General features: G+C 60.7%; 21 protein-coding genes. 10 read left to right on the top strand and 11 right to left on the bottom strand.

Annotated features, from left to right (window positions below; all coding sequences use genetic code 11):
• Nucleotides 1–510: 510 nt before the first annotated feature.
• A complete protein-coding gene (locus tag CKW18_RS17200) occupies nucleotides 511–2,208 on the bottom strand; it encodes an AMP-binding protein (RefSeq protein WP_095189902.1) in 1,698 nt (565 codons plus the stop codon).
• Between the two features lie 178 nt (nucleotides 2,209–2,386).
• Here CKW18_RS17200 and CKW18_RS17205 point away from each other — a divergent pair, with 178 nt between their 5' ends.
• From CKW18_RS17205 to CKW18_RS17220, 4 genes are all read left to right on the top strand, one after another.
• Entirely contained in the window at nucleotides 2,387–3,550 is a 1,164-nt protein-coding gene (locus tag CKW18_RS17205) for an isovaleryl-CoA dehydrogenase (RefSeq protein ID WP_095189903.1), read from the top strand.
• 12 nt (nucleotides 3,551–3,562) lie between these two features.
• On the top strand, nucleotides 3,563–5,170 hold the full coding sequence (locus tag CKW18_RS17210; RefSeq protein ID WP_095189904.1) for a carboxyl transferase domain-containing protein: 1,608 nt from the start codon (nucleotides 3,563–3,565) through the stop codon (nucleotides 5,168–5,170).
• Between the two features lie 115 nt (nucleotides 5,171–5,285).
• The gene (locus CKW18_RS17215; protein WP_095189905.1) at nucleotides 5,286–6,101 is read left to right on the top strand and encodes a gamma-carboxygeranoyl-CoA hydratase; all 816 of its coding nucleotides are present in this window, start codon (nucleotides 5,286–5,288) and stop codon (nucleotides 6,099–6,101) included.
• Nucleotides 6,101–8,050 carry an acetyl/propionyl/methylcrotonyl-CoA carboxylase subunit alpha gene (locus tag CKW18_RS17220; protein ID WP_095189906.1) on the top strand — a complete coding sequence of 650 codons (1,950 nt, stop codon included), beginning with the start codon at nucleotides 6,101–6,103 and terminating at the stop codon, nucleotides 8,048–8,050. The genes CKW18_RS17215 and CKW18_RS17220 overlap by 1 nt, the downstream gene beginning before the upstream one ends.
• 39 nt (nucleotides 8,051–8,089) lie before the next feature.
• On the opposite strand, the gene CKW18_RS17225 is transcribed toward CKW18_RS17220, so the two are convergent.
• Entirely contained in the window at nucleotides 8,090–8,749 is a 660-nt protein-coding gene (locus CKW18_RS17225) for a LexA family transcriptional regulator (RefSeq protein ID WP_095189907.1), read from the bottom strand.
• A 129-nt stretch (nucleotides 8,750–8,878) separates the two neighbouring features.
• Here CKW18_RS17225 and CKW18_RS17230 point away from each other — a divergent pair, with 129 nt between their 5' ends.
• Together CKW18_RS17230 and CKW18_RS17235 are read left to right on the top strand one after the other, a co-directional pair.
• Entirely contained in the window at nucleotides 8,879–9,220 is a 342-nt protein-coding gene (locus CKW18_RS17230) for a DUF6124 family protein (RefSeq protein ID WP_095189908.1), read from the top strand.
• Nucleotides 9,221–9,695: 475 nt separating this feature from the next.
• Complete coding sequence (locus tag CKW18_RS17235) at nucleotides 9,696–10,847, top strand: M14-type cytosolic carboxypeptidase (RefSeq protein WP_095189909.1); 1,152 nt, start codon at nucleotides 9,696–9,698, stop codon at nucleotides 10,845–10,847.
• A 211-nt stretch (nucleotides 10,848–11,058) separates the two neighbouring features.
• On the opposite strand, the gene CKW18_RS17240 is transcribed toward CKW18_RS17235, so the two are convergent.
• Nucleotides 11,059–11,604 carry a cytochrome b gene (locus CKW18_RS17240; protein ID WP_095189910.1) on the bottom strand — a complete coding sequence of 182 codons (546 nt, stop codon included), beginning with the start codon at nucleotides 11,602–11,604 and terminating at the stop codon, nucleotides 11,059–11,061.
• The gene (locus CKW18_RS17245; RefSeq protein ID WP_095189911.1) at nucleotides 11,601–12,695 is read right to left on the bottom strand and encodes a catalase family peroxidase; all 1,095 of its coding nucleotides are present in this window, start codon (nucleotides 12,693–12,695) and stop codon (nucleotides 11,601–11,603) included. Before CKW18_RS17245 ends, CKW18_RS17240 begins: the two co-directional genes overlap by 4 nt.
• 157 nt (nucleotides 12,696–12,852) lie before the next feature.
• Between CKW18_RS17245 and CKW18_RS17250 the strand changes: the two genes are divergently transcribed.
• Nucleotides 12,853–13,359 (top strand): sigma-70 family RNA polymerase sigma factor, encoded by a 507-nt coding sequence (locus tag CKW18_RS17250; RefSeq protein WP_095189912.1) that lies wholly within the window; start codon nucleotides 12,853–12,855, stop codon nucleotides 13,357–13,359.
• A complete protein-coding gene (locus CKW18_RS17255; protein WP_095189913.1) occupies nucleotides 13,356–14,102 on the top strand; it encodes an anti-sigma factor in 747 nt (248 codons plus the stop codon). Before CKW18_RS17250 ends, CKW18_RS17255 begins: the two co-directional genes overlap by 4 nt.
• A gap of 122 nt (nucleotides 14,103–14,224) precedes the next feature.
• On the opposite strand, the gene CKW18_RS17260 is transcribed toward CKW18_RS17255, so the two are convergent.
• The 7 genes from CKW18_RS17260 to CKW18_RS17290 all read right to left on the bottom strand — a co-directional run bounded on the left by CKW18_RS17260 (nucleotide 14,225) and on the right by CKW18_RS17290 (nucleotide 20,656).
• Nucleotides 14,225–15,196, bottom strand: coding sequence for a spore coat U domain-containing protein (locus CKW18_RS17260; RefSeq protein ID WP_095189914.1), 972 nt, complete (start codon nucleotides 15,194–15,196; stop codon nucleotides 14,225–14,227).
• On the bottom strand, nucleotides 15,193–17,550 hold the full coding sequence (locus CKW18_RS17265; protein ID WP_095189915.1) for a fimbria/pilus outer membrane usher protein: 2,358 nt from the start codon (nucleotides 17,548–17,550) through the stop codon (nucleotides 15,193–15,195). The genes CKW18_RS17260 and CKW18_RS17265 overlap by 4 nt, the downstream gene beginning before the upstream one ends.
• Nucleotides 17,551–17,627: 77 nt before the next feature.
• The gene (locus CKW18_RS17270) at nucleotides 17,628–18,416 is read right to left on the bottom strand and encodes a molecular chaperone (RefSeq protein ID WP_095189916.1); all 789 of its coding nucleotides are present in this window, start codon (nucleotides 18,414–18,416) and stop codon (nucleotides 17,628–17,630) included.
• A 34-nt stretch (nucleotides 18,417–18,450) separates the two neighbouring features.
• On the bottom strand, nucleotides 18,451–18,951 hold the full coding sequence (locus tag CKW18_RS17275) for a spore coat U domain-containing protein (RefSeq protein WP_095189917.1): 501 nt from the start codon (nucleotides 18,949–18,951) through the stop codon (nucleotides 18,451–18,453).
• A 4-nt stretch (nucleotides 18,952–18,955) separates the two neighbouring features.
• Complete coding sequence (locus CKW18_RS17280; RefSeq protein WP_095189918.1) at nucleotides 18,956–19,492, bottom strand: spore coat protein U domain-containing protein; 537 nt, start codon at nucleotides 19,490–19,492, stop codon at nucleotides 18,956–18,958.
• 20 nt (nucleotides 19,493–19,512) lie between these two features.
• On the bottom strand, nucleotides 19,513–20,046 hold the full coding sequence (locus CKW18_RS17285) for a spore coat U domain-containing protein (RefSeq protein ID WP_095189919.1): 534 nt from the start codon (nucleotides 20,044–20,046) through the stop codon (nucleotides 19,513–19,515).
• Nucleotides 20,047–20,152: 106 nt separating this feature from the next.
• Nucleotides 20,153–20,656 carry a spore coat U domain-containing protein gene (locus CKW18_RS17290; RefSeq protein WP_095189920.1) on the bottom strand — a complete coding sequence of 168 codons (504 nt, stop codon included), beginning with the start codon at nucleotides 20,654–20,656 and terminating at the stop codon, nucleotides 20,153–20,155.
• A 299-nt stretch (nucleotides 20,657–20,955) separates the two neighbouring features.
• On the opposite strand from CKW18_RS17290, the gene zapE reads away from it, so the two are divergent.
• Together zapE and CKW18_RS17300 are read left to right on the top strand one after the other, a co-directional pair.
• Nucleotides 20,956–22,095, top strand: coding sequence for a cell division protein ZapE (gene zapE, locus CKW18_RS17295; RefSeq protein WP_095189921.1), 1,140 nt, complete (start codon nucleotides 20,956–20,958; stop codon nucleotides 22,093–22,095).
• Nucleotides 22,096–22,197: 102 nt separating this feature from the next.
• Nucleotides 22,198–23,511, top strand: coding sequence for a leucine-rich repeat-containing protein kinase family protein (locus CKW18_RS17300; protein WP_095189922.1), 1,314 nt, complete (start codon nucleotides 22,198–22,200; stop codon nucleotides 23,509–23,511).
• Nucleotides 23,512–23,607: the final 96 nt, after the last annotated feature.

The following is a 23,607-nucleotide window of genomic DNA, read 5'->3' on the forward strand; positions in this document are numbered from 1 at the left end:
GCATAACAAGAATAAAAAGCAGCAAACCAATAAAAATAAGACGTACCGACTCTGACATAACAAAAACAACACGGCAGAGACGCAGCTAACAGATTTTTTTGGAGAAGGTGTGCTTTTCAGGGTGCTCTCAGGAGTGACCCGCAACCGGGCAGAGAACAATAAAACTACCTTCAGGTAGCTCCCGAATCGGTTGGATCGCTTAGCGAGAAAGTAGATCAGCGCTCAAAAAAATACGTTTGCTCTTGACCCCGGATGGGGGTCGCCAAAAACAGCGGTAAAGGGCCACGGTTGCCAAAAACAACAACAGACCGCCCCTCAATAATAAAAAAGAGCACGCGACGACAAAATTAAAGGGGAGCTTCGGCTCCCCTTTGTGCTTTCTGCGATTTGTGTTTTCACTGAATATCCCTTGTGGGAGCGAGCCTGCTCGCGAAAGCGGTGTATCAGACACATCTGCGCTGAATGACACACTGCATTCGCGAGCAGGCTCGCTCCCACATTGAATCCTCGTCAGGCGAGCTTTTCGCGTAGTTCTTCGATACTGATCTCACGCATCCTGAACTTCTGGATCTTGCCCGTCACCGTCATCGGAAACTCGTCGACGAACTTGAAGTGCCGTGGCGTCTTGAAGTGCGCGATGCGCTCCTTGCACCAGGTTTGCAGCTCCAGCTCCGAAGCACTGTGGCCGGGGTGAAACTTGATCCAGGCAACAATCTCCTCACCGTAACGCGAACACGGAATGCCGACTACCTGCACGTCCGCCACCGCCGGATGCGTGAAGAAAAACTCCTCCAGCTCACGCGGATAAATGTTCTCGCCACCACGGATGATCATGTCCTTGTTACGCCCGGCGATGTTCACGTAGCCGTCGTCATTCATGCTGGCCAAGTCACCGGTGTGCATCCAGCCAGCTTCATCAATGGCCTCGGCGGTGGCCTGCGGGTTGTTCCAGTAGCCGAGCATCACGCTGTAACCGCGGGTGCAGAGTTCGCCGATGATGCCGCGCGGGACCAGGTTGCCAGCCTCGTCGATGATCTTGCTTTCCAGTTGCGGCTGGGTACGGCCGACGGTGGTCACGCGCAACTCCAGCTCGTCGTTCGGGCCGGTCTGCAGCGACACCGGGCTGGTTTCGGTCATGCCGTAAGCGATCTGCACTTCGCTCATGTGCATTTCGCTGATGACCCGGCGCATCACTTCGATCGGGCACGTGGCGCCGGCCATGATCCCGGTGCGCAGGCTCGACAGATCGAAGTCGGTGCGCTGCGGCTGATCAAGCATGGCGATGAACATGGTCGGCACGCCGTACAGGCCGGTGGCTTTTTCCTCGGCGACGGTTTGCAGCGTCAGCAACGGATCGAAGGCGTCGTTGGGGTAAATCATCGTGCTGCCGTGGGTGATGCAGCCGAGGTTGCCCATGACCATGCCGAAGCAGTGATACAGCGGCACCGGGATTACCAGGCGATCAAGCGGCGTCAGACCGATGCTTTCACCGACCATGTAACCGTTGTTGAGAATGTTGTAGTGACTGAGGGTCGCCCCCTTGGGGAAACCGGTGGTGCCGGAGGTGTACTGGATGTTGACGGGTTGATCGAAGTGCAGGCTGTCGCTGCGTTCACGCAGCTGTTCTGGAGAGACAGTAACGGCCAGATCGGCCAGTTGCGACCACGGCAGGAAACCTGAGGGCGGCTGGGCGTCAAGACTGATCACACCGCGCAAGTCCGGCAGGCGCTCACTGCGCAACTCACCGATGGATTGTTCGGCCAGTTCGGGCACCAATCCCTGCAACATGCCGTGATAGTTGGAAGACTTGAACGCCCCGGCGCACACCAGCCACTGACAGCCAGCTTGCTTGAGCACGTATTCGAGTTCGGAACTGCGGTAGGCCGGATTGATGTTGACCAGGATCACGCCGATTTTCGCCGTGGCAAATTGCGTGATGCACCACTGCGCGCAATTCGGCGCCCAGATACCGAGCCGGTCCCCCGTCTGTAGACCCAGTGCAAGCAAGGCTCTGGCATGCAGATCCACCGCATCGGCCAGTTGCCGCCACGAGTAGCGCAACTGCTGATGGCGCACCACCAGCGCCTCGCCGTCCGGGTATTGCGCGACGGTCTGAGCGAACTTCTGCCCGATGGTCATCGCCAGCAAGGCTTGGTCCTGGGAGCCGCGGGTGTAACTGCGCTGCGGGTTTGCACCGGGTTGATCCATGACGACCCCTATTGTCTTTATTAGTGGGTTTAGCAATCTTGAACTGCCCCTACTCTGGCTCAAGTTGACGTTAACGTAAAGGTTGATTGACAGCCAATCATCTCAGGCTTACGTTAACGTAAAGGTGAGAACTGAAACACACTTCTCCCCACCCTACAAAAAAGCCAAAAGGTGACCCATGAGCTACCCATCCCTGAACTTCGCCCTCGGTGAAACCATCGACATGCTGCGCGATCAGGTTCAGTCCTTTGTCGCTAAAGAGATCGCCCCGCGCGCGGCGCAGATTGATAGTGACAACCTGTTCCCCGCCGACATGTGGCGTAAATTCGGTGACATGGGCTTGCTCGGCATCACCGTGCCGGAAGAGTACGGCGGCGCTGGCCTGGGTTATCTGGCGCACGTGGTCGCGATGGAAGAAATCAGTCGTGGTTCGGCCTCGGTGGCGTTGTCTTACGGCGCGCACTCCAACCTCTGCGTCAACCAGATCAACCGCAACGGTAACCACGAACAGAAAATCAAATACCTGCCGAAGCTGATCAGCGGCGAGCACGTCGGCGCCCTGGCCATGAGCGAACCGAACGCCGGTTCCGACGTGGTCTCGATGAAACTGCGTGCCGACAAACGCGGCGATCACTACGTCCTCAACGGCAGCAAGACCTGGATCACCAACGGCCCGGACGCCAACACCTACGTGATCTACGCCAAGACCGACCTGGAAAAAGGTGCACACGGCATTACCGCGTTCATCGTCGAGCGTGACTGGAAAGGCTTCAGCCGCAGCAATAAGTTCGACAAGCTCGGCATGCGCGGCTCCAACACCTGCGAGCTGTTCTTCGATGACGTCGAAGTGCCGGAAGAGAACATCCTCGGCGTGCTCAACGGTGGCGTGAAAGTGCTGATGAGCGGCCTCGATTACGAGCGCGTCGTGCTGTCCGGCGGCCCGACCGGGATCATGCAGTCGTGCATGGACCTGATCGTGCCGTACATCCACGACCGCAAACAGTTCGGCCAGAGCATCGGCGAATTCCAGCTGATCCAAGGCAAAGTCGCCGACATGTACACCCAGCTCAATGCCAGCCGCGCCTATCTCTACGCCGTGGCCCAGGCCTGCGAGCGTGGCGAGACCACCCGCAAGGACGCCGCTGGCGTGATCCTCTACACCGCCGAGCGCGCCACACAAATGGCCCTCGATGCGATCCAGATTCTCGGTGGTAACGGTTACATCAACGAATTCCCTGCGGGGCGCTTGTTGCGTGACGCCAAGCTGTACGAAATCGGCGCTGGCACCAGTGAGATCCGTCGCATGCTGATCGGTCGCGAACTGTTCAACGAAACCCGCTAAACGGAGCTGGCCATGGCTACCCTGCACACTCAGCTCAACCCGCGCTCAGCGGAGTTCGCCGCCAACAGCGCGGCGATGCTCAAACAGGTCGACGCCCTGCACACCCTGCTCGCCCAAGTGGCCCAGGGTGGCGGCGCAAAAGCTCAGGAACGTCACACCTCGCGGGGCAAACTGCTGCCGCGTGAGCGCATCAACCGCTTGCTCGATCCTGGCTCGCCGTTTCTGGAAATCAGCCAGTTGGCCGCCCACGCCGTTTACGGTGAAGACGTACCGGCCGCCGGGGTGATTGCCGGGATCGGCCGGGTCGAAGGCGTCGAGTGCATGATCGTCGCCAACGACGCGACGGTGAAAGGCGGTTCGTACTACCCGCTGACCGTGAAAAAGCACCTGCGCGCGCAGACCATCGCTCAACAGAATCGTCTGCCGTGCATTTATCTGGTGGACTCGGGCGGTGCCAACCTGCCGCGACAGGACGAAGTGTTCCCGGATCGCGAGCACTTTGGGCGGATCTTCTTCAACCAGGCCAACATGAGCGCGATGGGCATTCCGCAAATCGCCGTGGTCATGGGCTCGTGCACCGCCGGCGGTGCTTATGTGCCGGCGATGGCTGACGAAGCAATCATGGTGCGCAATCAGGCGACGATTTTCCTCGCCGGCCCGCCGCTGGTGAAAGCCGCGACCGGTGAAGTGGTCAGCGCCGAGGATCTGGGCGGTGCCGATGTGCATTGCAAGATTTCCGGGGTCGCCGACCATTACGCCGAGAGCGACGAACACGCCCTTGCCCTCGCCCGCCGCAGTGTCGCCAACCTCAACTGGCGCAAGCACGGCGAAGTGCAACAGCGCACGCCGATCGCTCCGCTGTACGCCAGCGACGAGTTGTACGGCGTGGTATCGGCCGATGCCAAGCAACCGTTTGATGTACGCGAAGTGATTGCGCGACTGGTCGACGGTTCGGTGTTCGATGAATTCAAAGCGCTGTTCGGCACCACGCTGGTCTGCGGCTTTGCGCATCTGCACGGTTACCCGATCGCGATTCTGGCCAACAACGGCATCCTCTTCGCTGAAGCCGCGCAAAAAGGCGCGCATTTCATCGAACTGGCCTGCCAGCGCGGCATCCCGCTGCTGTTTTTGCAGAACATCACCGGCTTCATGGTCGGCCAGAAATACGAGGCCGGCGGCATCGCCAAGCACGGCGCAAAACTGGTGACAGCGGTGGCGTGCGCCAAGGTGCCGAAATTTACTGTGATCATCGGTGGCAGCTTTGGCGCCGGTAACTACGGCATGTGCGGTCGCGCTTACGACCCGCGCTTCTTGTGGATGTGGCCGAACGCGCGCATTGGCGTGATGGGCGCCGAACAGGCCGCCGGCGTACTGGTGCAGGTCAAGCGCGAACAGGCCGAGCGCAGCGGCCAGGCGTTCAGTGCCGAGCAGGAAGCCGAGATCAAGCAACCGATCCTCGACCAGTACGAAGAACAGGGTCACCCCTACTATTCCAGTGCCCGGCTGTGGGACGACGGCGTCATCGACCCGGCGCAGACCCGCGATGTGCTGGCCCTGGCCTTGTCCGCGTCGCTGAACGCGCCAATCGAACCGAGCCGCTTCGGCGTGTTCCGGATGTGATTTTTTGTGGGAGCGAGCCTGCTCGCGAAAGCTTCAGCGCGGTCCATCTGTCTTACCGCGCAATCGCTCTTCGCGAGCAGGCTCGCTCCCACAGAAAACGTGGAGACGGATGAATATGAGCGATTTCAACACCCTCGAACTGCAGAGCGACCCACGGGGTTTCGCGACGCTGTGGCTCAACCGCGCTGAAAAGAACAACGCCTTCAACGCCGAGATGATCCGCGAACTGATCCTCGCCCTCGACAAGGTCGCCAGCGATGCCAGCCTGCGTTTTCTGCTGGTGCGCGGGCGCGGCAAGCACTTCAGCGCCGGCGCTGATCTGGCGTGGATGCAACAATCGGCCGAACTCGATTACCACACCAACCTCGACGACGCCCGCGAACTGGCAGAGCTGATGTACAACCTCGCCAAGCTGAAAATCCCGACCCTGGCCGTGGTGCAAGGCGCAGCGTTCGGCGGCGCGCTGGGCCTGATCAGTTGCTGCGACATGGCCATTGGTGCCGATGACGCGCAGTTCTGCCTGTCGGAAGTGCGCATCGGTCTGGCGCCAGCGGTGATCAGCCCGTTCGTGGTGCAAGCCATCGGCGAGCGCGCGGCACGTCGTTACGCCTTGACCGCCGAACGTTTTGGCGGTCAGCGGGCGCGGGAAATAGGTTTACTGTCCGACAGCTATCCGGTCGCGGAGCTTGAGCAACAGGTCGAACAGTGGATCGACAATTTGCTGCTCAACAGCCCAGCCGCGATGCGTGCGAGCAAAGACTTGCTGCGTGAAGTCGGCAACGGCGCCCTGACCCCGGCCCTGCGCCGCTACACCGAAAACGCCATCGCCCGTATCCGCGTCAGCCCCGAAGGCCAGGAAGGTTTGCGCGCGTTTCTGCAAAAACGTCCGCCGAACTGGCAGGCCGCAACCACCACCAAGGAGCCGCGTTGATGAGCGCACCTGTTCTCACCACCCTGCTGGTGGCCAACCGTGGCGAAATCGCTTGCCGGGTCATGCGCACCGCCAAAGCCCTGGGCCTGACCACTGTTGCCGTGCACAGCGCCACCGACCGCGAAGCGCGGCACAGCCGTGAGGCGGACATTCGCGTGGATCTGGGTGGCAGCAAAGCGGCCGACAGTTATCTGCAAATCGACAAACTGATCGCGGCGGCCAAAGCCAGCGGCGCTCAGGCGATTCATCCGGGTTATGGCTTTCTGTCCGAGAACGCCGGGTTCGCTCGCGCTATCGAAGCGGCGGGCCTGATATTCCTCGGCCCGCCGGCCTCGGCCATTGACGCGATGGGCAGCAAATCTGCGGCCAAGGCGTTGATGGAAACCGCGGGTGTGCCGCTGGTGCCGGGTTATCACGGCGAAGCGCAGGACCTCGATACCTTCCGCGATGCCTGCGAACGTATCGGCTATCCGGTGCTGCTCAAGGCTACGGCTGGCGGTGGCGGCAAAGGCATGAAAGTGGTTGAGGAGGTCAGCCAATTGGCCGAAGCCCTCGCCTCCGCTCAACGAGAAGCGCAGTCGTCGTTCGGCGACTCGCGGATGCTGGTGGAGAAATACCTGCTCAAGCCACGCCATGTGGAGATCCAGGTGTTTGCCGATCAGCATGGCAACTGCCTGTATCTCAATGAGCGTGATTGTTCGATTCAGCGCCGCCACCAGAAAGTTGTCGAAGAAGCCCCGGCACCGGGCCTGACCCCGGAACTGCGCCGGGCGATGGGTGAAGCGGCCGTGCGTTCGGCGCAGGCGATTGGTTATGTCGGCGCGGGCACCGTGGAGTTCTTGCTCGATTCGCGTGGCGAATTCTTCTTTATGGAGATGAACACGCGGCTGCAGGTTGAGCACCCAGTCACCGAGGCTATCACCGGTCTGGATCTAGTGGCGTGGCAGATTCGCGTCGCCCGTGGCGAAGCGCTGCCGATCACTCAGGATCAGGTGCCTTTGAATGGGCATGCGATTGAAGTGCGTCTGTATGCCGAGGATCCTGCGAATGACTTCCTGCCCGCTACCGGACGCCTGGATTTGTATCGTGAATCGGCTGAAGGGCCGGGACGTCGAGTCGACAGTGGCGTTGAGGAAGGTGATGAGATTTCGCCGTTTTACGACCCGATGCTCGGCAAGCTGATTGCCTGGGGCGAGGACCGTGAACAGGCGCGCCTGCGGTTGTTGAGCATGCTCGATGAATTTGCAATTGGCGGGTTGAAAACCAATATCAATTTCCTGCGACGGATCATTGCGCACCCAGCGTTTGCCGCAGCGGAACTGGATACCGGGTTTATTCCGCGTTATCAGGAGCAACTGTTGCCGGCTCCGGGCGAGTTGAGTGATGCGTTCTGGAACACGGCGGCGCAGGCGTTTGCGCAGAGTCTGCCGAGTGTTGCTCGGGCGGATGATCCGGGTTCGCCATGGGTTACGGGCAGCGGTTTGCGTGCTGGCCTGCCGCGAGAAATCGCCCTGCATTTGAGTTGCGAAGGCCAGGATCGGGCGCTGACGCTGGGAGCCGGTGGCGACGCCAAACTCTCGGCTGAAGCGCTGGTTGTCGCGCGCGACGGCGTGCGTCGCAGCCTGCGCGCTATCCGTCAGGGCAATTCACTGTATCTGCAATGGGAAGGCGAGTTACGGCGCATTGAGTCGTACGATCCGATCAGTGCCGTTGAAGCCGGCCACAGTCATCAGGGCGGATTGACCGCGCCAATGAATGGCAGCATCGTGCGAGTGCTGGTTGAGGCCGGGCAATCGGTTGAGGCCGGTGCGCAACTGGTGGTGCTGGAGGCGATGAAGATGGAGCACAGCATCCGCGCGCCACACGCAGGCGTGATCAAAGCACTGTATTGCCAGGAAGGTGAGATGGTCGGCGAAGGCAGCGCTTTGGTCGAATTGGAAGAAGTGTGAATCAAGGATCGATCCTACGCTTGGCGAGGATCGATCTGACTAGTAACGCGCCGTTGCCTGAACCACAACGCCGATGATTCGACACTCGTCGGTGAACAGGGCTTTGGGCCAGGTCGGATTGAGCGGTACCAGATAACGCTGGCCGCCCTCTTCGTCAAGCTTGCGAAAAATCGCCTCATCGCTGTTCGGCCACTGGGCGATGACCAGCTTTCCGGGCAGCGCTTCCACCTCCGGATCTACCAGAATCAGCATGCCTTCGGCAATACTCGAGCCGGTGGGCGCAGTCATCGAATCACCCGTCACTGTCAACCAGAACGCCGCACCTCGGGCGTGGTAATCCGTCAGTTCGAAGCGTTGTTTGCTTTGCGTCGGGGCGTAGGACGTCGGTTCACTCTCCCGTGCCTCGCAGGGGGTACGCCAGTCACTGACCGGGTAGCGAAAGTACGGGTTGTATTTCTGCGCCAGCGGCATATCGTCGTCCGGCGTGTCCAGGGGCTCGCGGATCACCAGCACCACCTCCAGAAAATCCATGCCCAGCGCCTGCAGCACGCGATTCATTTCCGTGATGCCCGGTTCCCGCCGCTTGTTCAGCCAATGGCCGATGCCGCCCTGGGACATGCCGACGCGCTCTCCGAGCTCTGTTTGAGTGATTTTGAGTTCACTCATCTTGGCCTTGACCAACTCAATCCATTTATCCATGTGCGGCACCTTACGCGTACGTCTTCGACCGACAAAACACATATTGTAGTATTTAAATTCAAGTCACAATTACGAATCGTACTATTCTGAGATCACGGATTTGAATCGACCAAGGAGTGACCTTTCACCATGAATATCAGCTGCAAAGACTTGCCCGACCTGCAGATGGACACCACTTTCACCTCGCCACAAGGCAACGCCGCAGCACAGCGTGCGCTGGACTACTACTTGAAACCAACTGTGTCAGAACCCGAGGTTGATGAGCGTTTTTTTGACGTCAGGCGTCACCTCAGCGGTGAAGAAGCTCTGGTGCATGCCTCGGATCTGTTGCGTTGCGCAGCCGCTACCGCGTTCAAGGCAGCCGAAAACCTGCAAGGCGCAAGTCGCGATCTGGCGTTTTCGGTAGTACACATGGTGGATATGGCGCGGGCGATGGTCGACCATTCGCTTGATGGCGAAGAAGAAGCGTGACGAAGAGATTTCGAGAGGACAGGAAAGAATTTTCCAATCGAGCAGATAAAATCATTTGACTTGCAAATGATAATGATTATTATTGCATGCAGCTGGTCGCGAGATCAGTCGATGGACCAGAGACCTTAGGTCGGTCTTCTGGACTATCTCCTCATCAGGCTAATCACGGTTTTTGACCCGGCTTTTTGCCGGGTCTTTTTTTGCCCGTTTTTCGGGCTTATGTCTTCAGGCTAATGAAGTCTTTGATGTTGCAAATTCGATGGCGCGGATAATATCAAAAGAATATCGCTTGGCAAGAGAAGCTCGGCGCCATTGGGGCAAACTAATGGCAATTAGCACTTGAGAATCAATCGCACAGACACTAAGCTGCGTCCGCGTCATGGAGGACGCCCCCGCCAACACCCCCGCGATTCTCCTCCGTTTCACCCCAGCCTGCTAAAGTAGCCGCCATAAAAATCATATTCAGGAACCGATTATGACCGTGGCCAAATCTTCGTTCGACATCAGCGCCAACTTCGACAGCGGCAATATCCAAGTCATCGACATCAGTAATCCGCTCAACCCGGTTCTGGCCATTCGACCAGACATGCGCAGCGCGCATTTCCAGTGGTTCCACTTCAAGGCCAGCGGCCTGCATGTCGGCCAGGAACACTGGTTTCGCCTGAACAACGCCAGCCAGTCTTCGTACAACAAGGCCTGGACCGGTTATCAAGCCGTGGCCTCCTACGACCACGTCAACTGGTTCCGCGTACCGACCATATTCGAAGGCGACTGCCTGCGCTTCTCGCTTGAAGCCACGCAGACTCACGCCTGGTTTGCCTATTTCGAACCTTACAGCCGTGGTCGCCACGACTGGCTGATCGAGCAGGCGCTGACCAAAGCCGGCACCGAACTGTTGGCCACCGGCAAAAGCGTCGAGGGGCGCGACATCCAGCTGCTGCGCAAAGGCAGCGGTGCGCAGGGTCAGCGCAAGGTCTGGATCATCGCCCAGCAGCATCCCGGTGAGCACATGGCCGAATGGTTCATGGAAGGCGTGATCGAACGTCTGGAAAGAAACGATGACCCGGTGCTGAACACATTGCTCGCCGGTGCCGACCTCTACCTGGTGCCGAACATGAACCCGGATGGTGCCTTCCACGGTAACCTGCGCACCAACGCCATGGGTCAGGACCTCAACCGCGCCTGGCAGAGTGCCAGTCAGGAAGTCAGCCCTGAGGTCTTGTTCGTACAGCAGCAGATGGAAAAGTACGGCGTCGATCTGTTCCTCGACGTACACGGCGATGAGGAAATCCCCCACGTTTTCACCGCCGGTTGCGAAGGTAATCCGGGGTACACACCACGGCTGGAAAAACTCGAAGAGCATTTCCGCAGCCACTTGAAGCACACCACCAAAGACTTCCAGACCAAGTATGGCTACACCCGCGACGAACCAGGCCAGGCCAACATGACGCTGGCATGCAACAGCGTCGGCCAGAAGTACGATTGCCTGTCGCTGACGCTGGAAATGCCCTTCAAGGATCACGACGACGCACCGAATGCGCACACCGGTTGGTCGGGCAAACGCTCGATGCAGTTGGGTAAAGATGTTTTGACCACCATTGCCGACATGGTCGGTACGCTGCGCTGAACCTCTGCCCTCGCAATACCAAAAGATCGCAGCTTGTCTGCGATCTAGCGTGGTGCGGCTGTTCGCCGTTGCCTGCGGTATTGCCGTGGGCAATGTGTACTTCGCACAACCGCATGGGCCGGTTGGTACGGCGTGTGCCTGCTGGGTGCAGGCATCAACGCCGTGGCGCCGGGGAAAGTGGCGCATCCACACAATGCGCCGCCCCAACGGGTTAATCGCGATCGCGCCCACGCAACATGCTGGAGAGCACTTCGTCGCGGCGCACCCAGCCATGGAACAGCGCCGCCGCCAAGTGCAGCAGCACCGTCAGGAACAACAGATACGCCAGATAGCCATGCGCTTTGCGCAGCAACGCAAACAACTGCGCATCGGCCGGAACAATGGACGGTAATTGCAGCGAAGTGCTGAGCATGACTGGCTCACCCGATGCGCTGATCATCGCCCAACCGAGCAGCGGCAGCACCAGCATCAAGCCGTAGAGCAACAGGTGCGATGCCTTGGCCGCGAACACCTGCCAGTCCGGCAGGTCCGCCGGCAGCGGCGGCTGGCGCGTCGCCAAGCGCACCACAATCCGCACGATCACCAGCGCCAGAATCGCGATGCCCAACGGCTTGTGCAGATGGATCAGCCATTCATGACGCTGTGAAACCGAAGTGACCATGCCGGCACCGATGAACAGCATCGCGATGATCATTACCGCCATCAGCCAGTGCAGCAGTCGCGCCAACAGGGCGAAATGTGTCGGTTGCGTGCTCATGGGCGAGCCTCCTGTTTGGCGGCGGGCAACTGGCTGACTTCGCTGGTGCGCCGCAGATAGGAATCGGCGTAACCGGCCGAACGTGCGGCGAGCAACGGGTCGTCGGTGCCTTGAATGCCGGACGGCAGCACCAATGGGTCGTAATTGATATCGCGGCACTCGCCACTCAGTTGCGGCTGGGTCTTGTCCAGCACCAACGTGCCGGCGTTCAACACCTTACGTCCGGCGGGCCAGGTTTTGCTGGCGTCGTTCACCGGATCATCGGGATTGGCCAAGGTGATATTCAACGCAAAGCGCAGTGGCGCGGCAGCCAAGCGCTGCACCAGATCCTTTTCCAGAAAGTCGCTGCCCTCAGGGGCGGTGGCACCTGCAGCATCCTGGGCCAGCGGTGTCATGCTCCAGCGCACGGCCTGTTTTTTCCCGCTGGCGTCCACCAGATAAAACGCATTGACGCTGTTGTAGGTTTCGGTAGCGTAACTGGCCGACGGCTTCGCGGTCTTCACCCAAGTCAGGAACGGTACGGCTTCGGGGTGCGCGGCAAAGAACGCCGGAACCTTGCCCGGATCGGGTTTACCCGTGGCCGGATCTGGCGATTGCGCCTGCTGCAATTGGTAAAACGCCTCAGGCGTCCCCACCGGGAACACCGGCATACTGTTCATGCCGGTACGCCATTGCTGACCATTGGCCTGGGTGAAACGCAGCGCCAGACTGCGAATCGGCACGGCGCTATCCGGTGCATACGGATTGCCCGCCGGCAATGCAAAACGCCCCACTACCGGAGTGCGTGGCTCGTTGAACACCTGCGCGGTGGAAAACACCCGCGCCTCGCCACTGCTCTCGAAATGGCCGATCACGCACACGCCTTTGGCGTGATTGCGGCGAAATCCGGGATGCACGCCGTTGTTCTTCTCCAGCACATCGACCAGCGCTTTGGGCGTCAGACGTTGTGGGTCGAAGTTGCCATGTACGTAGGCAAACGCCGCGGCCACCGCGGCGACCACAACGGCAATGCCACCAAGACGCACTATCAGGCTCGCGGCACTCAGTGGCGGACGCTGCGGCCCGCCTGTGGGTGAAGTGCGATCAACCATGAATAACTCCAGGGCCATCGGCCACAAGTAGGAAGAATCAGCAAGACGCACCCCAGCAAGGTTTATTCCACGGCCCGGTATTTATTTTTCCGATCGTGGAATAACCTCCAGCGACGGACGTCTCCCTAGTCCACAGCGTAGTGACTTGCAGAAACTCATGAGCGAATTCGACGAACAGTTGAGAGAAATCATTCCCAGATTGCGCCGCTTTGCCGTGTCACTGACGCGCAACAGCAGCAGCGCCGACGATCTGGTGCAGGCGAGCCTTGAACGGGCCCTGTCGAGTTGGGGCGACAAACGCGCCGACGGCGATCTGCGCGCCTGGCTGTTTTCGATCCTCTACCGACAGTTTCTCGATGCTCATCGCCGCTCGCGCCGCTATGCGCGGATGCTCGAATTTTTCACCGGTCGCGACGATGCCGAACCGTCGGTCGAGCGCACCGTGATCGCTCAATCGACCCTGCAAGCCTTCGACCGATTACCTACCGAACAGCGCGCCCTGCTGCTGATGGTTTCGGTTGAAGGCCTTTCCTATAAAGAGGTCGCCGAGATTCTCGGCGCCCCGATCGGCACCGTGATGTCGCGCCTGTCCCGCGCCCGCCAGGCCTTGCGCCAACTTAGCGAAGGCGAAATCAACAGCCCTTCTTTGCGGAGACTCAAATGATCAGCCTGCCTCCCAGCGAGCGTGACCTGCACGCTTACGTCGACCACCAACTCAGCGACGCCGACCGGCGTGTGCTGGAAACCTGGCTGGCCAGTCATCCGGATGCAGCCGCGCAAGTGCGCGCCTGGCAACAAGATGCCCAGCAACTGCGCGCAGCCCTCAGTGGCGCGTTGCAGCAACCGGCCAATCCGGCGCTCGATCCGGCGATGATTCGCCAGCGCCGCAAGCAGCAGTCACGCCGCCATCTGGCCAGCGCCGCGGTGTTGCTGATTGCGGTGAGCGTCGGCGGTTTCAGCGGCTGGCAGGCCCGGGAAATGACCCTCGTGCGCTCCTCCGTGCTGCCGATGACCGACGCCTTGCAGGCGTATCGATTGATTGCCCAGCAAGGCCTGTTGCCGGCCGATTACAAGGTCGACGGCGACGGCGATATGCAGCGCTGGCTCGACCGCTATTTCACTCAGGCGGGTCGCTTGCCCGATCTGAAGTCGGCCGGTTTTGAGCCCGTCAGTGGACGCCTGCTCAGTACCGATGAAGGGCCGGCAGCGATGGTGATGTATGAGGATGGCAGCGGGCACAGGGTGAGTTTCTATGTGCGGCCACCTGGGCCGCAAAACACCTTTCTGCCTCGGGGCAGCCGCAGTGATGGGGATTTGCGCGCCGAATATTGGTCGGGGGGCGGCTATAACTATGCGATTGTCAGCCCGGTTGATACACCGGCCGCCACACTGCTCAAGCAGTTCTGAAAATACTGCATAACCGTTGTAGGAGCTGCGGCACGCTGCGATCTTTTGATCCTGTTTTTTAGAATCAAGATCAAAAGATCGCAGCGTTCCGCAGCGCCTACAGGGGGTCGTGCGGTGCCAGCTCAGAAACCGACATCCAGCACCACATTGTCCAGATACGTCCCCGCCGGCGGTGTGGTCTGGTCGGTGTAGATCTTGGCGTTGAAATTGAAAATCTGGCTGCCAGTGCCCAGCCCGTTGCCCGGATTGACCTCGGCATCGGTGCTCGCACGACGTGCGCCACCCACACTGCCCCACCGTGTGGTGCCGGCGCTTTTGAAGATGTCATAGGCCAGGTAGTTACTCCCGGAAATCATTCGCCGTCGCCCACCGACACTCACCGGGTTCTGCCCGTCGCTCAAGCCTACGGTGTAGTCGCTGCCCTTGGTGCAGGCCAGATTGATGGTCTGCCCGGTTACCGGTGTGAAGGCACTGACCACCGGGGCGCTGCCAAAGGCGATATTCGGCGCGGTGATCGTACAGTCGTTGGAAACCGTCAGGTTCACCGTCAACGTGGATGTTCCGCTGTTGATATCACGTCCCAGACAAATACTGCCGATGCCAATCCCCGAACAGTAATTCCAGTTCCAGAAAATGCTCAGGGTTTCGGTGTACACCCCCGCAGCGACATTGCTGCCGATGGTCGTCCGCAAATAGAGCGGCACGGTTTTCGGCGTCGTCCCCCCAAGCAATCCCAAGGCATCGATGATGCCGTTACGGGCGAAGTCAAAGGCGGTGCCGCGGGTCAGCGGGTAACTGGTGCTGTTGTTGGCGTAGATCGTGTAATTGATCACATCGCCGCTCGGCCCGAGCAATCCGCTTTGGGCCGAAGAGACTGTTCCCCAGAAGTGATCGTTGCTGGTGAGCAGCGACAACAGCGAACCGGTGCAGCTCAAACCGCCATTGAGTGTCGAACTGGGCTGCGATGTGGTGCGCAACGCAATCGAGCTGATTGAACCGAATGCCGCCGGCGTTGTACCGACCACTGAACACAGGGCCTGCGCCGCCCCCGGCAGCATCAGCGCCAGCCACAGAAACAAACGGGCGCCGATCATTGGCACACCAACGGGCCGATCAGCGGCACCTGAGTCTGGTTCATGTCGACATTGAACTGCGCCTGACAGGTTTTGCCATCCGCCAGGATCACTTGCAGCGCGTTCTGCGCCTGCAGGTTTTCCAGATAAACCAGACCATCCCAACCAACCACCGTGCGCGTGCCGCTCTGCTCATGCAGTACGCCTGCGCCCAACGGCAATTCACGTTGCTGAGGGTCAACCAGAACGATGCTTGCGGCAATCACTCGGGACAGCGGGAACTCAAGCAAATAACCGCTTCCACGCCGCACCGCAATACGCTGCTCGACATTCGGGCTGCGCACATTGGCCGGCAGGTTCAGCGGATCGATTTCGTATTTGCCGCGGTAATAGGCGCTGCTCCACGGCACTAACAGATGACCGTTTTTATCGGTCTGCCCCACTTGTTGATTTTCGTAGCGTACCGGAATGTCGGCGAAGCCATCGGTGCTGACCACGACAAAAGCATCGTCGATGCGGTTGGCGGCGAACACCTGCCGGTCCATCCATACCAGCGAACCACTGGCATCGGCCCAACGGGTTTCGGCCTCCGATGTGCCATACACCCCGGCCTGCAACTGCACCGATTGCAGACGCCAGGTCACGTCAGCCTGACGGTAATCGGCGCCGTCCCCCTTGGCGTAACCCAGATTGAACCCCACCCCGCCCTCGGATGGCACCGCGCGGCTGTAGTTGACCCGCTGTTGGGTTTGCCCGGTCTTGCTGCGTTCGCTGCTGATCGCTAGGCTGCCGCGCAGATCGAACGGAATCACCAGTTGTGCCTGCACTGCCCAATGGCTGTCGCCGATTTCACGATTGGCCGACAGATAGAAACTGCTGTTGCGCCACAGCGGTTTGCTCCAGCTCAGATTGAGCAGCCGCGTGCGCGAATCGTCGGCCGCGCGCACGTCGAAATAACCGGCACCGAGGCTGCCCCAGCGCTCGAGATTGAGGCTCAGGGTGGCCTGTTCGCTGCGGCGGCTGAGGCTGATGTAGGGGCTGTCGACCACGCTCAGGTCGGCGTATTGATCGTGACGTTGCAGGCGCTGCCAGGAAAAGCTGAAACGCTGGTTGCTGTACTGATAACCGAGGCTTAACTGCTCGCCACCGTCGCCCTCGAAACGGCTCTGGCTGATGGCGCTGTTGAGCACACCGAAATTGCCCAGGCGCAGGTTGCCGCCGAGCCCGCCGAGGGTGAGATTTTCAGCGGCTTCAGCATGGCTCTCGAGGGTGAAACTGTCGCTGACGCCGTAACGAAAACTACCGGAGGTTACGCCGGGACCATAGCTGAAATCCTTCAGGGCGTAGTCGCGACGCAACGTGCCGGCGGCCACGGAAAAATCACTCAAGCCTTTTTGCAGCAAGCTGCTAGTGACATAAAACGGCACCGTGGTCGACACCTGCCGACCCAGCGCATCGGTAGTCACCACCACCGCTTCGCCAGCGCCGTTGATGAACGGAATGTTGGTCAGCGTATACGGCCCCGGTTGCAGGTCGGCACTGCTGGACTTGTAGCCATTGATAAACAGATCCACCGAGGACGGCACCGCCGCTTCGCCGGCAAATTGCGGCAATGGATAGGTCACCAGATCCGGACGCACCGCGAAATCCCGGGAGAACTGCACGCCGCCTAGGCGTACCGAACTGCTCCAGGGCAACGCACCACTGATCACGTCGCCGGCCTCGTAGGTGAGCATTCGCTCGTCATCGGAGTAACGCCACGTGGTGTCATAACGCAGGTAGCCGTTGTTCAGCGTACTGACGGAATCACCGGACAAGGTGCGCCGGTACTGCCCGGTGTTGGACAACGTGCCCCAGCTGTCGAACAGGCGCACTTCGTTCCACGCCGCCAGATAGGTGCCGGCATCGTCGGTGTCGTTGAGGTACAGGTCATAGTTGAACAGCGCGCCGAAGCTGCTCAGCGCCGGGGTTCGTGGATAGGCCTGGCGATTGCCGATCAATTGCTCCGGCAGCCAGTCCGGCGGTACGTCGAGAAGCAACCGCTGACCGACACTGTCGTACTCGCTGTGCAGCCCCGGCAGGCTGTCGAGATCGACTTCCGCGCCAAGGCTATCGGGCAATTTCATCCCGGTCTCGCGCAACGCCGTGGCCGGCAGGAACAGCCGCCCGCCGCGCTGCTGCACCGCCACCACGCGCCCGGTATTCATCTGGTTGACGACCAGTTCCAGAAACAGCTGTGCATCACTCACGGCCTCCATGCCGCTCGGAGGCGGCGGCAGCTCGCCGGCCCCGGATGGTTGAACGAACACCAGGCAACACGCGCCGGTCACGAGCCACAACGGACGCCGAATACGGCGAGCCCATCCTGGGCTCATACGCGCTTTACATCCGTCAATGGACTCAATCCTCCTGACACTGCTTGCTCGACGTCAAAGACCCGGGCTCGACTCAATCACCGCGACGGAGTCACGCTCTGCACCTGCGTCGCACCGTTGACCCGCACCTGCAACGCTGAATCGCCGGCCAGAGAACCCGGTGCCGGCCAACGCATCACTGCGCCCGGCAGCACGTAACCCAGCAGGCCTTCAGCCAATGGCTTGCTCTGCCCACCCTGTTTGATCGCCACATCGGTCAGCCGGGCATGGACCGCACCCTGATTGCGCACCTCCACGTAGGGTCGGCCATCGACCGCCACCGTGCGCCAGCTCAACTGCGGCAGGCCGATGCCTTTGGGATCTCGCGGCCGAGTGCTGTCCTCTTTGCTCCACAGCCCCGCGCCGTAGGCAAACAGCGGCACTGAATAACGCATTTGAAAGCGAATGGCCGCTGCAGTCTTGCCACCCTCGGCGGAGGCCGTTTGTGCGGAAGGGATTTCGTCGATGATGATTCGATAGGCCAGTTCCTGCCCGGGGGGTACGTCTTTGGTTCGGGTCAGGCGCACCAGTTGTTTCTGCCCCGGTTCGATCTTCGCCACGGGCGGGCTGCCGATCACGTCGCGCTGATTCTGGTACTGCTCTGCAAAACCGTTCTGGCTCCAGGCGAAGACGCGAATCTGCAGATTGGCGGTTTCGTTACCACGGTTCTCCAGCCACAGCGCGCTGGCCTGTTGGTCGGCCTCAAGAACCGGATCAATCGGCCAGATCAATACCGAGCTGGCTGCCTGCGTGTGACCTGCCCCGAGCATGACCAGCGCCAACATCGCGCACTGCACCCACGAATGCCGTGACATAACTGCCCCCATCTACCTGCTCCTTGTCGGCCATTCAAATTTCGCCCTACCACGACAGCTGCACCTGCAACACGTCGCTGTACGTCCCCCCCGGCTGATTGCCGGGCAATTGCACCTGACCGTAAATCGGCAGGCTGATGTTGTTCGCATCGCTATAGGCCACTGCCACACTCTGGCCAATCCCCAGGCTCTGGCTGTACGCGGCGTCGCGAAACAGTGCATACGCCACCCGCGCAGTGCCGCTGCTGACCTGCATGTGCCGGCCGCTGCTGTTGTACTGGCCGCCATCGACGCTCATGTTCAATGTCACCCCCGGTGTGCATTGCAACTGCACACCGCCGGTCAGTGCGACCTGCACCGTGCCGGTGGCCAGGGCCGAACGCGAACCGAAATTCAGCCCGCCATAGTTCGACACCCCACCCACCACCAGACACCCCGCCGTGATCGTAGCGCTGACCTGAAAGCTCTGATTGGTCGCTGCTGTCAGCGGCAGCGGCGCACTGCCCGCACAGAGCAGGAGCAGCGCAATGCAGCCTTGACGGCGCATGGCATCAGAACGTCAGTTCAACAGCGACGGTGTCGGTGTAGGTCCCGGCGGGTAAACCGGCCTTGCCCACTGCCTGACCGTAGATGTTCACCGTTTGCGCCACGCCGGTGCTGGCCGCCAGATTGATCGTGCCGTCGATCGCCAGTAGCTGCGAATGCCCGGCATCGGTATACAAGTCATACGGCACGTAGTTGGCGACACCGTCGTACAGCGCGCGCGTACCGCCCGGCGACATACCGTCGTGGGAGCCGGCACGCACCTTGACCGTCGGCGTGGTGCCGCTCGAGCACAGAATCGACAACGCCCCGCCGCCACCGCCCAACACTTGCCCGGTGGCGGTGGTGAACAGGCTGTTGGCGGTGCCGAAGTTCAACGCACCGAAGTTCAGCCCCGTGGAGCCGCCGGCGCCGTTGACCTGACAGCTGCTGATCAGGATCAGGCTGGAGGTGATCTGGCCGGTGACAGTGGTAGCGGCGTTGGCACTGGAAACCAGCGTCAGGCCGAGCAGCGACAAACCTATCCTTGATGCAAACGTACGCATGGTGTCCGTCCTCTACGGGGTTACCAGTCGAGCGTCACCGTCAGGGTGTCGGTATAGACCCCTGCCGGAACCGCGCGGGTATTCGCCACCACCGAGCCAAATACCGGAATGGGTATCTGCGCACCGCTGGTGACAGCGAAATTGTGTTGCTGGCCGATGCTGTAGCTTTGTTTGCCGGAGGCATCGAGGAATAGCTGATAAGGAAGGGTCTGGCGGCCGTTGCTCAGGCGCCGGGTGGTGCCGTCACCGTGGGCACCACCGTCGATGGTGACGGTGAAACCGGTGACCGAAGGGTTACAGGCGACGTTGAGTTTGCCGCTGCTGTCGCCATCGAGGCTGGCCTTGATCGGCGCGTCCCAGGTCGGGCCCTGCTGGCCGAAATCAAGCTTGCCCAGGTCGCTGACCGGGCCGGAGGGATCGCTGGCATTGGTCACTTCGCAGCCGGCAATCAGGATCAGCCGCGCATTTATCTGCCCGCTGACCGCCGCTTGCGCTTCGTCCGCGAGCAACAGCAGCGTGCCTGCCGCCATGACCATCCAGTGCCTGCCTGTCATTGTGTCCGCCCCTGCTCCCTGAGGAATGACTCAACCATCACGTTCATCGCTGAACACCTTCCATGAACAACCCGAATCCAGCGGATTGCCGCTTAAAACCTTGCGATCACCAGGTGACCGTCACTTTCACCAGATCGGAGTAACGGCTGACCCTGGGCACTTGCGCCAGGCGCTCGATCCGCGCGTACAAGGGCAACTCCACAGTGCCGCTGTCCGGCACCCGACCGCTGACCGGTACATCCACCACCAACGGCACCCGTCGCGCGGCGTCCTGATACAAGCGATACGGAATCGGCTGGCTGTCAGCCGCGCCGGCCATGTAGCGAACTTCGCCGACGCCGCCATGCAAACCGCCATCGACACGCATCTGATACGGCGTGTCCGGGTTGCATTCCAGGCGCGGCAGCCGTTGATTGGTCAACGCCGCCCCCAGCGGCCCTGCAGGATCGTCAAGGCGCGCGGTACTGCCGAAATCGAGCACGCCAAGTTGTTCGATACCGGCCTCGCGCTGCTGGCCAATCAACTGACAGCCGCGCTGCACGTCGACCCGTACTTCGACCTGGAGATCCGCCGCGTATACAGGTGCAACACACACACCCAGCAGGCCCATGACCACACGTACATTCACTGCGCCCTTCCTTGTCGGTGCTCGCGTCGTCGTTATTGTGTTTCAGGTTAGCAACGGACTGCGATTGCGCCAGTCGATTGGATCCACGCAAACGCCGGGATATGTTTCGAAAGGTTGGCAATGCGGAGAATCCAGTTGCTGAAAATTCCTCTACACGCCGCACATTATTGTTCAGTGACCGCCCACTCTCGGGCGGCTGCGGTAGAAGGCTGACGGTGCGTCTGGTTACACTACGCTGCCGCGCCCCAGAGCCGGTTTGACGCATACGGAGTGACCGCAGAGTGCCCACCCACCCGCCGAAACGTTCGCCACTGACCCAGCGCTGGCTGGCGTTGCGCCGTTTGTTCGGCAAAGGTCTGCCCGCCAGCGCCGGCCATGACGCCAGTGCCCGGTTGATCCGCGATTACATGCGAAACAAAGCCCACGATCAGGGTTACATCCTCAGCCAGAGCCAGCAGCGCGTCATCGATTGCATGGCGCAGCAGGCCAGTCTGTTGTTCGGCGGCGCAGCGCAAAAACCGCCGAGCCTGTATCTGTACGGTGCCGTCGGACGCGGCAAGAGCTGGCTGCTGGATGGCTTTTTCCAGGCCCTGCCAATGGAGCAGAAACGGCGCCTGCATTTCCATGAATTCTTTGCCCAACTGCATCAGGGCATGTTCCGCCATCGCCAACAGGACGATGCCCTCGCCCTCACGCTCGATGAGTTATTGCAGGACTGTCGGGTGCTGTGTTTCGACGAATTCCATGTGCATGACATCGGCGATGCAATGCTGATTACACGGTTGTTCAAGGCACTGTTCCAGCGCGGGATTCTGTTGTTGGTGACCTCCAACTATGCCCCGGAAGGCCTGCTGCCGAATCCGCTTTATCACGCGCGGTTCAAACCGGTGATCGAGCTGATCAATTCGCGCATGCAGATCATGGAAGTCGGCGGCCCCCACGATTACCGCAGTCAGGCGCGCAATCACGCACATCAGGTTTTCACCCACGGACGCTACCTGTGGCCGGCCACACCGGCTCAACGTCAGGCGCTGAATCTGCCGGCGCAGAATGCACCGCCCCTGCCGTTAACGGTCGGCACCCGGCAGATTCAGGCACGTGTGTGCGAGGGCCGGCGCGTCGGTTTTACCTTCGCTGATCTGTGCGAAGAACCAACTGCAGTGATGGACTATCTGGAACTGTGTCGGCGGTTCGACCACTGGATCATCGACGATCTACCGGAACTGGCTGAATGCTCGATCGCTGCGCAACAGCGCTTCATCAATCTGATCGACGTGCTCTACGATCAGGACAAACACCTGAGCCTGCTCGGCACACTGCCGCTGGGCGAAAGTCTGGCGGGCAACGCGATCGATCTGGCCCGCACGCGCAGCCGCTTGGGGCAACTGCAGGATCTGACCACAGCACCGCACCCTTTGTAGGCGCAGCCTTCGGCAGCGCCTACAGGGTTTCCTCTGCGCTGAGCAGGCATCTACCGCTATCATGTCGGCCATTCCTGCGACCCCTCTATTGCGAAGAACTTCATGCACACCCTTGCTCAATTGCGCGCCGGCGAGTTGTCGGGCATCACGCGGCTGGATCTGTCCTGCGGCCTGACCGAATTTCCGCCGGAGATCTTTGATCTGGCCGACTCTCTGGAGGTGCTCAACCTCAGCGGCAACAACTTGAACCGTCTGCCGGATGACCTGCATCGACTGACCCGAATGCGCGTACTGTTCTGCTCCGACAACCAGTTCAGCGAACTGCCCGCCTGCCTCGGCCAATGCGCCGCACTGACGATGGTCGGCTTCAAGGCCAACCGCATCGTCAATGTGCCCGGTGCCGCCCTGCCACCGCTGCTGCGCTGGCTGATTCTGACCGACAACTGCATCGAGACCCTGCCAGACGAACTGGGCGAACGTCCTTACTTGCAGAAACTCATGCTGGCCGGCAATCGCCTGCAATCGCTGCCGCCATCGCTGGGCAACTGCAACCGGCTGGAACTGATCCGCATCGCCGCCAACCGCCTCACCGAACTGCCGCAACAGCTGCTGACGTTGCCGCGCCTGACGTGGCTGGCCTACGCCGGCAATCCGCTGGAAACCGAAGCCGACGCCGCCGCCCTTGAAGCCACGCCGCAGATCGACTGGTCGGCGTTGCACCTGGAGCAGCAACTGGGCGAAGGCGCTTCCGGGGTGATTTCCCGGGCGATCTGGCAGCGCGCCGATGGTTCACGGCAGCCAGTCGCGGTGAAGCTGTACAAAGGCGAGATGACCAGCGACGGCTCGCCGCTGCACGAAATGAACGCCTGCATCACCGCCGGGCTGCACCCGAACCTGATCCGGGTTGAAGGCCGCATCACTGGCCACCCCGACGGACAGCAGGGGCTGGTGATGCAACTGATTGATCCAAGCTTTCGCAACCTGGCGGGGTTGCCAAGCCTGGCCTCCTGCTCACGGGATGTGTACGCCGAGGATTGCCGCTTCAGCGCCGATGTGGTGCTGCGCATTGCCAAGGGCATCGCCTCGGCGGCCGAGCATCTGCATCAGCAAGGCATCACCCACGGCGATCTCTACGGGCACAACATTCTGTTGAATGATCAGGGGGACTGTTTGCTGGGGGATTTCGGCGCGGCGTCGTTCCATGCCACCACGGACAACGTCGAAACACGGGCGCTGCAACGCATTGAGGTGCGCGCGTTCGGGGTTTTGCTTGGGGAGTTGCTCGCGCGGATCGACTCAGGGTTGAGTGATGAGCGGCGTGGGGAGCTGGAGGAACTGCAGCGGCGTTGCTGTCAGGCGGATGTGCCGGGGCGACCGGGGTTCAGTGAAGTGGTTGCGGTACTGAAAAAGCCGTGACCGCTACGCGGTCAATCGCGGGCAAGCCCGCTCCCACAGGGTTTGGTGGCGATCACAGAACGTGTGTACGACGCAATACCTGTGGGAGCGGGCTTG

This window comes from Pseudomonas sp. Irchel 3E19, from assembly GCF_900187585.1.
GTDB lineage: Bacteria > Pseudomonadota > Gammaproteobacteria > Pseudomonadales > Pseudomonadaceae > Aquipseudomonas > Aquipseudomonas baetica.